Below are 11,974 nucleotides of genomic sequence, written 5' to 3' on the forward strand. Positions count from 1 at the left end.
CAAGATTTATTGAAGTTTAAGAAGCTAATTCAAAATTTATACGAGCCTTTGAATCAGAATGAGATTAAGTAATATATTATTGGACATTTTCTATAGCATGGATTTATCTGAAAATAGATTCTTTATCAAGTCGTATAAACACTCAAAAACAGTATTAATCCCAATAAAAAACCGCCTTAATGACAAAGCGGTTGTATCTAAAGAACATAATAGTGTATTAATAATTATTTATATTCTGAAGGGGTCACCGAAAAATCTGTTGTTGATTTTCCATTTTTATCATAATACATATATTTCAATGTAACATTTTTATCTCGAAAGTTTTTCATATCCGGAGAGTTTTTTATGCTTTTCAATGCTTCTTCTTTAGCCGCAATTTTATAATCATTAATTTCATCAGGTGTCAGATCGTCTTTACTATCGTCTGTTAATGTATAATTATACTGAAGAGTGGTATTGTTATGTACTGAGACACTATCTAATCTGACTCCTTCACTAAGTAATTGCGGTGTAATTTTATTCATGCTTGTTGCAGCTTCTTTTAGTTCTGTTTCTATCTTGTTTTCTTTACTGCAAGAGGATAGAAAAAATGCAGTGATCGTAAGTGAGATGGTAAGATAATTTTTCATATATAATATTTAATTGATTAATCTTATGGTATTCAACATAAATTAAGCCAAAAATGTTTTTGATTCTATATAAATAAAAGTTACTTTGTTAAACCTATTACTATTTGTAACAAAGTTATCATTATAAATACTAATTTTGTATAAAATTTAAAAATGAAAAAAAACATATCAACTATACAAGATAACAACTATGCGATTAACTGGTTTCAAAAATTTCTTCTGATTTGTTCAGGTGCAAATATTCACATCATCAAAAAAACACCAAGTGAATGGAATAAATTTGCCGGAATAGGAGGAATTGTACTTTTTACTGCAGTCTTTGCTACATTATCGGCTGCTTATGCTATGTTCACAATTTTTGATGATATTTGGGCTTCTATTGGGTTTGGTATTCTTTGGGGATTGATGATCTTTAATCTTGACAGATATATTGTTTCTTCGATAAAAAAAACAGGAACGTGGTGGAATCAGATTTTAATGTCCATTCCTAGATTAATCTTGGCTACATTTTTAGGAATTATTATATCTAAACCTTTAGAGCTTAAAATCTTTGAAAAAGAAGTCAATAAACAACTTAATACAATTATTCAACGAAATAAAAAAGATCTGCAATCTCAAATGAATGGCAGAATTCTTCAACAAAGCGGACCTTTTGAGACGGAAAAAAAACAGATTACCTTAAAAATTAGTCAATATCAGAAGTCATATGATTCGGCAGCTGTAGATCTTGAAAAAGAGATTTTAGGTAAACAGTCAAACTTAACAAGTGGAAAGGAAGGATTTGGTCCCAATGCAAAAAGGAAACAGGAACTAAAAGAACAGAGAAGAAAAGATCTGGAAAATTATCAGAAGCAAATGGCTCCAAGGCTGGAATATCTGGATAAAGAAATTTCTAAAGTGTACACCAATCTCGAAACTGAAAGAAAATCTACCGAAACTTTTGAGGATAAGTATAATGGTTTTGCAGCAAGACTGCAAGCGTTGGATGAACTTGGTGAGAATTCTGCGATTATAGCAACTGCAGCTGCATTTATTATGGGTTTGTTTGTTTGCCTTGAGATTTCTCCTGTTTTGATTAAATTGATTTCTTATGTAGGACCCTATGATTATCTTTTAGAAAAAACTGAAAATGATTTCAGATTGTATTCTAAAGAAAAAGTTGAAAAAGGCAATGCATTAACTGATTTCAGAATTGATGATTTCAAGAGAAAACTGGATGAGTAAATAGCCATAATTTTTGAAAAACTCACGATAGTATTGATAGGAATGTTTTTTGATTTCCTGTAATATGCCTTCAAGTGTTGTCAATAATTATATTTATTTTCCTGAAACTGAAATATTAAGAGTAATTTATCAGTCGGGAGCAATATATGATTATCTGAATGTTCCTTTTGATATTTCGGAAAAGTTCAGGGAGGCAAGATCTAAAGGTCAGTTTTTGAATCGTGTAATTAAAGTAAGATTTAACTACAAGAGAGTAAAGTAACAAAAATTCGGCGGTCGCTATGCAACCGCCGAATTTTATTATATAGATTTTAATTATAAAGAATAATTCGGAGCTTCTGATGTGATAATAACATCATGAGGATGAGATTCTTTCAATCCGCTTCCGGTAATCATTACCATTTTAGTTTCGGTTTGTAAAGCTTCAATATCTTTTGCTCCGCAGTAGCCCATTCCGGCTCTAAGACCTCCTGTTAACTGGAAAATAACGTCTTCCAGCTTTCCTTTGTGTGGAACTCTACCTTCAATACCTTCAGGAACGAATTTTTTCGCTTCACTTTGGAAATATCTTTCTTTACCACCTCTTTTCATTGCAGAAAGACTTCCCATTCCCTGGTAAGCTTTAAATTTTCTTCCCTGATAAATAATTTCTTCTCCCGGAGATTCATCTGTTCCAGCTAAAAGAGAACCTACCATTACTGCTCCTGCACCGCTTGCAATTGCTTTCACAATATCGCCTGAAAGCTTAACGCCGCCATCTGCAATTACCGTAACGTTTTTAGATTGAGCATATTCATAAACATTGTAAATTGCTGATAACTGCGGAACTCCAACACCTGCAACAACTCTTGTTGTACAGATAGAACCCGGTCCTACACCCACTTTAAGAACATTTGCGCCTGCATTGATTAAATCTTTTGCAGCATCTGCCGTTACAATATTTCCGCCAACCAAATCTAAATCCGGATATGCTTTTCTGATTTCTGAAATTTTATCTAAAACACCCTTAGAATGTCCGTGTGCAGAATCAATAGCAACAATATCTACTCCGGCTTTTACCAATGCAGCAATTCTGTCCATTGTATCTTCACCAACTCCAACTCCGGCTCCCACAATAAGTCGTCCGTTTTCATCTTTGTTTGCGTTTGGATATTCAAGCTGGTTATCAATATCTTTAATAGTAATCAAACCAACAAGCTTATTCTCTTTATCAACAATAGGAAGTTTTTCAACTCTGTTTTTAAGAAGAATTTCTTTGGCTTTTTCCAGATTGGTATTTTTATCAGACGTGATGAGATTAGTTTTAGTCATAATCTCTTCAACTTTCATATCAAGATTTTCCTGATATTTTACGTCCCTGTTGGTGATTATTCCAATCAAGACATTATCAGAATCTACAACAGGAAGACCAGAGATTTTATATTTTGCCATTGTTTCTTTAGCCTGAGCCAAAGTATGATCTTTTGAAAGTGTTACGGGATCTGAAATCATTCCGTTTTCAGAACGTTTTACACGGTTTACCTGAGCCGCCTGTTCTTCAATAGTCATATTTTTGTGGATGAAGCCCAAACCTCCCACTCTTGCCAGAGCAATTGCCAAGTCAGCTTCAGTTACAGTATCCATCGCAGCGGAGACTATAGGTACATTCAGCGTGATTTTATCGGTAAGTCGGGATTTTAGGGAAACCTGATTTGGTAAAACTTCAGAATAAGAAGGAACTAGAAGCACGTCATCGAAAGTGATGGCTGTCTCTACAATTTTGTTATGAATAGACATCTTTACTTTCTTGCAAAATTAAGGCTTTTAGATGAGATACGAAAATCAGCAGCAATAGTTTAAATAAAAATTAATAATTCATGCTATAAATTAAAAAGCCACTAAAATAGTGACTTTACAAAATTAATATAGCTAAATATGGATTACCGGTCTTCAAATGAATTGATCATTCTGGAAATATCATCTGCTGAAAAATTGCCTTTAATCTCTACAAATGCCATTTCTTTTTTTGAATTTACTGAAATCAGCATATTTTTGATCCTATCACCATTCTGCTTAACTCTTATATTGACGTTATCCCCATTATGTTTTATTGTTGCCCAGTCTTCATAATGATTGGAATTAAGGTAATTTGTATAATCATTAAACAGTTTCTGGCTTCCGTTTTCAACGGTCATTACTTTAATTTTGGAAACTTTTTTTACCATATTTATCGCAGCTTCACTTTCTCCGTCTTCTCTCAAAGCCCTTTTAATGTAAGGCTTCGCTAAAAACAGCGGAACATTAAAACTTGTGAATCTTGCATTTTCAAAATCATTATCACCAGAAAAAAATGCAATATTTGGCTTATCAGAAACAATACAGGATTGTAGCAGGAAAAAAGTGCAGCAAAAGAGAAAAATGTTTTTTAAGATTTTCATGGCAATTGATTTTTAGTTTATTTTGCTCAGACTTCCGCCAGAAACTTTATCCACTTTTGCTTCCATTTCAGGGTTTCCTTTTAGTCTTACTGATCCTCCGGAAGATGCCCTTATCTTTAATTTGTCTTTTACGTGCAAAGAAAGGCTTGCTCCGGAAGTTGATTCAGCCTGAGCTGTGTTGATTATTAATCCATCAGCTTTACATGATGCTCCGCTGCTCAAATCTATAAACGCTGTTTTTGCCATTCCTTCAATAGTAGAGCTTGCACCACTCGAATTTTTTAAAACTAATTTCTGTGCTGTAAGATCAACCTTCACACTAGAACCTGAATTAATATCAAAGTTGGCATTATCTGTATCAAATTTTCCCTTGATGTTTGAGCCGGATGAAGCATTAACTTCCAGATTGTTTTCTCTTACCGTATTTACTGCAGTAAATGATGCGCCTGAAGAAGTTTCAATAGAATTCATTTCTGGAGATGAAACATTTACTGTCAGATTTTTAAATCTCAGATTTTTTACACCCTTGTTATCAATATAAATTTTTAAAACTCCGTTTTCATTTTTTGTAATGACATATTGCAATTTGTCTGCATCTGCCAAAACCTTTATGCTGGTTGCATTTTCCTGTTTATAATTTACATTCACTCCCATGCTAACGTCAATTTTAGAAAACTCACCTACATTTCTGTTTTCTCCGTTAAGATAAGATGAAGTATTTTCTGAATTAAAACTGTTTCTGGATGAGCTTTTTGCAGAAGTAGTTTTTATTTCTGTTGAATTAATAATATTATTCACATCATCCATTTTCATTTTTCCGTTAAGGATAAAAATGGCAATCTCATCTTTTGAATCCACATTAAAGATCAGATTTTCAAGAATGCCGTCTTTAGCATTTTCTGCTAAAAATTTCATCTGAACATCATCATTTTTGATGGACATCAATTCATTCAGTTTCAGATCTTTCAAAAGTTTTGCTACTCTCTCGCTTTTTTCCTGGTTCATTTTTATCTGCCCCTGGTTTTCAGATTTCAGATCATCCGGAAAAGTAATTTTAGAAAACACCAGAAGCTTCAAACCATTTACATCACGCATGATTGGTTTTATTTTTCCGATATATTCGTTGCTTATATCAATTCTATCCAACAAGTCAAACATAGGTTTTTTGATGTTGATAGAGGTTACGCCGCTTTTATTTTCAAACGAATCGAAAAATTTATCAAGCTTTTCTGTCTGTGCAGAATAATTTCCAAAAGCGGTTATAAAAAGGGTGAGTATAAAAAATATTTTTTTCATGGGTTTCTTAAATTTAATTGATTATAAGCCTGATCAGTTGCATAATCTTATTGTTAATAATCTATTCTACATTATCCATCACTTTAGGTTTCAGCGCCTGATTTACATTCGTTGCCATCACCTGAAATGAATATTTGGTTACGTTGATTGCTTCTTCTACATTATCAATCCTTTTTCCGTTCACAATTACATAAGAATCTTTATATCCCAGAGAATCTGCTAGGTTTCTTTGAGAATTATTGTAAACGTATTTTGGTTTTCTTTCTTTTTTAATTCTGCTTTTTTTGGATAAAAGTTCATCAAGTACATCATTTTCGGCTATTGCATTTTCCTGAAAAATAGAATCTTTTTTTGCGCCGGAAGCAGAATCGGTAATATGAACGGCAACCTGTGAATCATGATTATGATTTTCTGCAATAAATTCGTTTTTCTGTTTTAAAACCTCATTTTTAACAAAATTTTCTTTATCGGTGATTTTGTTTTGATTGAAATTAAAAATAAAAGCCAATCCGAATACAATAATCGCACTTGCAGCCATCCAGAGCCATTTTGGGAATGAAGGTTTGCTGTTTTTAATCGGAATAACAGGAATTTTTGCTGAAGACTTTGTTTCTTCCTTACCTTCTGCTTTTTTAAGAAAATCATCAAAATCCCAGTTCATCTTATCTTCCTTCAGATTTTGGAAGACTTCATTATATTTATCTTGAAATTTGTCTTTGCTCATAGCTCATCAGTTGAGTGATTTGTTCTTTTACTTTTTGTCTTGCCCGCATCAGATTGACTCTTACTGCGTTTTCTTCCATTTCCAGTATTTCAGAAATTTCAGACACTTCGTACTCTTCTACGTCTTTCAGATGGATGACCATCTTTTGCTTTTCGGGAAGCTGATTGATGAATCCCACAATCTGTTCTTTCAGATTATTGACTTCCATGTTATATAGTTCTGAACGATGAAGCTGCAGATCTGCAAAGCCCAATTTTACATCATGGTGCTTTAGACGGTTCAGGCATTCATTTCTGACTGATTTTAAAGCATAGGATTTTAAATTTCCAAACTGTTCCAGCTCGTCTTTTTTCTGCCAGAATTTAATCATCAGATCCTGTACGATATCTTCGGCTTCATCGCTGCTCAGGACAAATCTTTTCGCAAAACGGAACATCTCATTACTGAGAATAAATACCGTATTCCTGAAAGTTTCCTGAGTCATAAGTTTTGTTTCTATTAATAAGACAACCGGAATTAAGAATTTATTACACTAAAAATAAAAAAACTTCAAAAATTGAAGTTTTAGTTTATTTTGAATAACGAAATAATTATTACCCATTAAAGCGTTTGAGAATTTTACATATTTTAAGTTAAGCCTCATTTTGAGAAGTCTGCTCGTAAAATTTTTAGATGCTTTCTTAAAAAACTTAACCGCTAAAATCATCTTAATGGTTTAGATATTTTAAATATGGTATTAATAATTCTCAAAAATATGTTTCAAAATGCCTTTATCTTCGTCTGTTAACGGCATTTTTCTTCTTGCCATTACCTTTTCGGCAACTTCGTATGCTTTATCTAGTTTGAAACGTTCATCATCTTTGAACCCACCCCAGGAAAAATTTTCAATCAGATTCGGAGGGAAACCTTCTCTGAAAATATTGGAAGCCACCCCAATGACTGTTCCGGTATTCAGCTGAGTATTAATTGCGGTCTTAGAATGGTCTCCCATAATTAAGCCTGCAAACTGCAAACCGGTATCCTGAAAATCTTTGGTTCTATAGTTCCACAATTTTACGTTTCCGTAATTGTTTTTAAGGTTGGAAGAGTTGGTATCTGCTCCCAGATTGCACCATTCACCAATGACAGAATTTCCAACAAAACCATCATGTCCTTTATTGGAATATCCAAAAATAATGATGTTGCTTACTTCTCCACCAACTTTAGAGTGCGGACCAACCGTTGTTGCCCCGTAAATTTTTGCTCCTAAATTAAATTTTGAGCCTTCGCAAAGTGCAATCGGACCACGAAGATTACAGCCTTCCATCACTTCTGCATTTTTTCCGATGTAAATTTTCCCGGTCTTAGTATTGATCGTTGAAAACTCAACTTCGGCTCCTTCTTCTATAAAAATATCTTCCTTCTTCCCTAAAAATCCGTTGGTGGAAGATAATTCCTGCGACGTTTTTCCTTTCGTTAATAATTCGAAATCAAAATCAATGGCTTCTTTATTATAGCTGAAAAGATCGGTTGGCTTTTTAAAAAATATGAGTTTTTCTTTAATATCCGTCATTTTTTCAATCTGGTTTAATGAAAAGCCTTCCATATTAATTTTTGCGGCGACCAACTCATCTTCATACACCAAAGCTTCGCCCTGTTTCAGATTTTTAATTTGTTGAATTACCGTTTCTGTCGGTAAAAAATTAGGAACTAGAAAAAGGCTTTCCTTTTTTTCAGGTTCTCTGAATTTCTGCTGAAGATACAATTCTGTAAACCAGGAGATTTCATCAGAACTTAAAATTTTTTGCCATCTTTCGGAAAAAGTAAGAATTCCGCAGCGCATTTCTGCAACAGGACGGGTAAATGTAAGCGGAAGGAAATCTTCCCAATATTGTGCATCGGAGAATACAAGCTGCATTTTATTAGAGGTTAGAGGTTAGAGGATGAAAAGTTGATCATTTCTATTCAATAATCAGTTTTAGCTTTAATTTCTAGCTAAAAGCAAAAATACAAATACTTAAACTAAATTTTCAATCCGGCTATAAAAAAAGTCTTCCGGAAACCGAAAGACTTTTAAATATTGTAAGAACAAAAAATTACTTAGCGAATTTTTTGTATTTGTTCATGAACTTATCTACTCTACCTGCAGTATCAACCAATTTAGTTTTTCCTGTGTAGAAAGGGTGAGAAGTAGAAGAGATTTCCATTTTGATCAATGGGTACTCCTGACCTTCAAACTCAATAGTGTCTTTAGTATCTGCTGTAGACTTGCAAAGAAACATTTCGTCGTTACTCATATCTTTGAAAACAACAAGTCTATAATTTTCTGGGTGAATTCCGTTTTTCATGTGTAAACTTTTATAATTTAAAAAATTAAACTTTGCTTTCGAAATAGTAATGGATATTTCTCTGCTAAATTTTAGGTTGCAAAAATACAAATATTTTTATTATATACAAATACTGAGTTAAGATTTTTTTCTGGCATAAGAATATTGAAGTATTTTCGTTAAATTTGAAACTTATATAAATTTAATTAAATGGAGCCGTTGTGACTGCTTAATATTTACATTTTGGCAGTGTTTAAATGACTCACAAACAATAAATATCTACTTATGAAATATAAATCATTACTTTTTTTATCTGTATTGATGTTAATTTTTGCTGTTTCGTGTAATCAGGATGACATCAGTTTCGATGCTCCTTCACAGGAACTTAGATTTTCCAGAGACACTGTTTTTTGTGACACTGTTTATCATCAAGTAAGATCCGAAACCTACGCAGTAAAAGTTTTTAATAATGAAGACAAAGATGTAATGATCCCGAGAATTCATCTGGAAAAAGGTGCGTCATCTTTATACAGAATCAATGTGGACGGAAAGGCAGGGCATGATTTTCAAAATGTTCCTTTGAGAAAAAAAGACAGCATGTATATATATGTAGAAATTGCGCCTCAGGCTACAGGACCAGAAGCAATTGCGGAAGACAGAATTTTGTTTACGACAGGAGTAGGGCAGCAGCATGTTACTTTATTTTCTGTAGTGCAGGATGCCGAATTTTTTATACAGACACCGTCAAACCCTAATGTAATTACCAATCATACCACCTGGACTAACAACAAGGCTAAAATTATCTATGGGAATTTAACGGTTGACCAAAATATCAATTTAAGCATTGAACCGGGAACAAAAGTTTATTTCCATAAAAACAGCGGCATGAAGGTTTCTCAGGGAGCAATTCTCAATATCAACGGAACATTAGATAATCAGGTTATTCTTCGTGGTGACAGAAATGATACGTATTATGACACAATTCCAAGAAACTGGAAGTCTATAAAAATGGAAGAAGGTTCTACGCTCAACATGAACCATGCAAGACTTTTTGGTGGAACTACAGGTCTTGAGATGAAAAAGGCAAACGCCAATATCAGAAATTCATTTATTAATACCTTTCAGGAATATGGAATTTATGCGGTAGAATGTACTGTGAATGCAAATAACCTGGTAATGAATAACTGCGGAGAATCTGCGATTGGGATATTCAGAGGAGGAAATCACTCATATACTCATGTGACTATAGCTAATTATTCTCAGGTGTTATTCAATCGGAACAGAATGGGAATTTTTGCAACCAATGAATGGAAAAACGAAAACGGACAAATTGTTTTTGGAGCTCTTCAGAACTTGAATATTCTCAACAGTATTGTGTATTCTGACCAGGGAGATTCGGTGAATTTTGAAGCAATTAACGGTCAGCAGTTTCAATATTTAATTCAAAATTCTTTAATTAAATATTCAGGCTTGTCAGGTGCGGGATTTATGTTTGATAACAATCCAACCAACAGCATTATTCAAAGTTACAAAAATGAGGATCCTAAATTCGTCAATTATTTTGCGGCACAAATGAATCTTCGGGTAAAAAATGATTCACCTGCAAGAAACAAAGGTAATGTGACGATAGCAGGAACAGTTCCAACGGATATTGTAGGTGTTTCAAGAACATCCAATCCAACATTGGGAGCTTATCAATAGATTTTTTAATAAAATTTAATTTAACTTTTACGTCCGTTTTTCAAATATGGAAATTACAAGCCTTCAACAGCAAGTTGATGAATGGATAAAAACTATTGGTGTCCGCTATTTTAACGAACTTACCAATATGGCAATGCTCACCGAAGAAGTGGGGGAAGTGGCAAGAATTATTGCAAGAAGATATGGTGAACAAAGCGAAAAGGAAAGCGATAAAAGCAAAGATCTAGGTGAGGAATTGGCAGATGTTTTATTCGTTACTTTATGTTTAGCCAATCAAACCGGAGTCAATTTACAGGAAGCTTTTGATAAAAAAATGAATTTGAAGACTGATCGGGATAAGGATCGTCATCAAAATAACGAAAAATTGAAATAGTGAACAATGATGAATTATAGGTTATAAATATTCAAATCTTTTTTAAATAAGGGGGAACAATGAAGAAGCTAGAAAAATCAAAATTACAAAGAAATCAAACCATACAAATAAGCGGTTCGAAAAGTATTTCGAATCGTTTGTTGATTTTGGAAAGTTTATTTTCAAACATAAAAATCGGAAATTTATCCAATTCTCAGGATACACAATTGCTTAAAAAAGCATTGTCTTCGGAATCTGAAACCATTGACATTCACCATGCAGGAACAGCAATGCGTTTTTTGACTTCCTATTTCTCTATTCAGGAAGGAAAAGCAACAATTCTTACCGGATCAGGAAGAATGAAAGAGAGACCCATTAAAAATCTAGTTACCGCACTGAAAAGTCTCGGTGCAGAAATTAAGTATCTGGAAAATGAAGGTTTTCCGCCTTTGAAAATTACGGGTAGAAAAATAATTCAATCCAAAGTAGACGTTCCCGCCAATATTTCGAGCCAGTTTATCACGTCTCTTTTACTGATTGCAGGAAAACTGGAAAACGGTTTGGAAATTAATTTAGTTGGCGAAGTGACTTCAAGATCCTATATCGAAATGACTTTGGATGTTTTAACCAAATTCGGAATTAAAAACAGCTTCGTTGGAAACATTATTAAAGTTGAACCATTCATCAATAATCATTCATCAACCATCTATTACGAAGTGGAAAGCGATTGGAGTTCTGCCTCTTATTTCTATTCGTTTGCAGCCATTGGAAGAGAAACTGTTCATTTAAAAAGCTTCAATAAAGAATCAACGCAGGGAGATTCTGCAATTGCAAAAATTTACAAAGATTTTTTTGGAATTAAAACAGCTTTTACAAAAAAAGAACATCAATTAACCATTCAGCCAATTGAAGATTTTCAGTTACCGGAAAAGATTATTCTGGATATGAACAATTGCCCGGATATTGCTCAGACACTTTGCGTAACAGCTTCAGCTTTGAAAATTCCTTTTGAAATTTCAGGTTTGGGAACTCTAAAAGTAAAAGAAACTGACCGTCTTTCAGCGTTACACAACGAATTAAAAAAACTGGGTGTAGAAACTGAAATCTCAGACTCTACAATACAATCACTAAGTTTTAAAAGTCCGCAGGAAAATATTTCTATTAAAACATATCAGGATCATAGAATGGCAATGAGTTTTGCGCCGTTTTGTTTGATTAAAGAGTTGAACATTGAAGATGAAAGTGTTGTAGAAAAATCTTATCCGCTGTTTTGGAAGGATTTGTCTGAACTGCTAACTTTAAAATGATTAAATTTGTTTTATCAG

13 protein-coding genes are annotated in these 11,974 nt (G+C 33.3%); 5 read left to right on the forward strand and 8 right to left on the reverse strand.

Annotation, left to right across the window (positions count from 1 at the left end):
- Window positions 1-224 precede the first annotated feature (224 nt).
- Complete coding sequence (locus tag AC0NBN_RS06120; protein WP_160813191.1) at window positions 225-629, reverse strand: hypothetical protein; 405 nt, start codon at window positions 627-629, stop codon at window positions 225-227.
- Window positions 630-782: 153 nt separating this feature from the next.
- Here AC0NBN_RS06120 and AC0NBN_RS06125 point away from each other — a divergent pair, with 153 nt between their 5' ends.
- Entirely contained in the window at window positions 783-1,853 is a 1,071-nt protein-coding gene (locus tag AC0NBN_RS06125) for a DUF4407 domain-containing protein (protein ID WP_160813190.1), read from the forward strand.
- Between the two features lie 64 nt (window positions 1,854-1,917).
- Entirely contained in the window at window positions 1,918-2,115 is a 198-nt protein-coding gene (locus AC0NBN_RS06130) for a KTSC domain-containing protein (protein WP_160813189.1), read from the forward strand.
- 53 nt (window positions 2,116-2,168) lie between these two features.
- Here AC0NBN_RS06130 and guaB read toward each other — a convergent pair whose 3' ends face one another.
- The 7 genes from guaB to AC0NBN_RS06165 all read right to left on the reverse strand — a co-directional run bounded on the left by guaB (window position 2,169) and on the right by AC0NBN_RS06165 (window position 8,617).
- Complete coding sequence (gene guaB, locus AC0NBN_RS06135; protein ID WP_160813188.1) at window positions 2,169-3,629, reverse strand: IMP dehydrogenase; 1,461 nt, start codon at window positions 3,627-3,629, stop codon at window positions 2,169-2,171.
- 143 nt (window positions 3,630-3,772) lie between these two features.
- Complete coding sequence (locus AC0NBN_RS06140) at window positions 3,773-4,270, reverse strand: DUF4252 domain-containing protein (RefSeq protein WP_160813187.1); 498 nt, start codon at window positions 4,268-4,270, stop codon at window positions 3,773-3,775.
- A gap of 12 nt (window positions 4,271-4,282) precedes the next feature.
- Window positions 4,283-5,566 carry a DUF4252 domain-containing protein gene (locus AC0NBN_RS06145; protein ID WP_160813186.1) on the reverse strand — a complete coding sequence of 428 codons (1,284 nt, stop codon included), beginning with the start codon at window positions 5,564-5,566 and terminating at the stop codon, window positions 4,283-4,285.
- A gap of 61 nt (window positions 5,567-5,627) precedes the next feature.
- Window positions 5,628-6,290, reverse strand: coding sequence for a hypothetical protein (locus AC0NBN_RS06150; protein WP_160813185.1), 663 nt, complete (start codon window positions 6,288-6,290; stop codon window positions 5,628-5,630).
- A complete protein-coding gene (locus tag AC0NBN_RS06155; RefSeq protein WP_143884958.1) occupies window positions 6,265-6,774 on the reverse strand; it encodes an RNA polymerase sigma factor in 510 nt (169 codons plus the stop codon). Before AC0NBN_RS06155 ends, AC0NBN_RS06150 begins: the two co-directional genes overlap by 26 nt.
- 252 nt (window positions 6,775-7,026) lie before the next feature.
- Window positions 7,027-8,187, reverse strand: a complete 1,161-nt coding sequence (locus tag AC0NBN_RS06160; protein WP_160813184.1) for a GlmU family protein — start codon at window positions 8,185-8,187, stop codon at window positions 7,027-7,029.
- Window positions 8,188-8,365: 178 nt separating this feature from the next.
- Complete coding sequence (locus AC0NBN_RS06165; protein WP_089745156.1) at window positions 8,366-8,617, reverse strand: type B 50S ribosomal protein L31; 252 nt, start codon at window positions 8,615-8,617, stop codon at window positions 8,366-8,368.
- A gap of 264 nt (window positions 8,618-8,881) precedes the next feature.
- On the opposite strand from AC0NBN_RS06165, the gene AC0NBN_RS06170 reads away from it, so the two are divergent.
- The 3 genes from AC0NBN_RS06170 to AC0NBN_RS06180 are packed head-to-tail and all read left to right on the forward strand — an operon-like array spanning window position 8,882 to window position 11,956.
- Complete coding sequence (locus tag AC0NBN_RS06170) at window positions 8,882-10,297, forward strand: hypothetical protein (RefSeq protein WP_160813183.1); 1,416 nt, start codon at window positions 8,882-8,884, stop codon at window positions 10,295-10,297.
- Between the two features lie 46 nt (window positions 10,298-10,343).
- The gene (locus AC0NBN_RS06175) at window positions 10,344-10,670 is read left to right on the forward strand and encodes a nucleotide pyrophosphohydrolase (RefSeq protein WP_160813182.1); all 327 of its coding nucleotides are present in this window, start codon (window positions 10,344-10,346) and stop codon (window positions 10,668-10,670) included.
- Between the two features lie 59 nt (window positions 10,671-10,729).
- Window positions 10,730-11,956 (forward strand): 3-phosphoshikimate 1-carboxyvinyltransferase, encoded by a 1,227-nt coding sequence (locus AC0NBN_RS06180; protein WP_160813181.1) that lies wholly within the window; start codon window positions 10,730-10,732, stop codon window positions 11,954-11,956.
- Window positions 11,957-11,974 lie beyond the last annotated feature (18 nt).

The sequence above is a fragment of the Chryseobacterium sp. L12 genome, assembly GCF_056133985.1.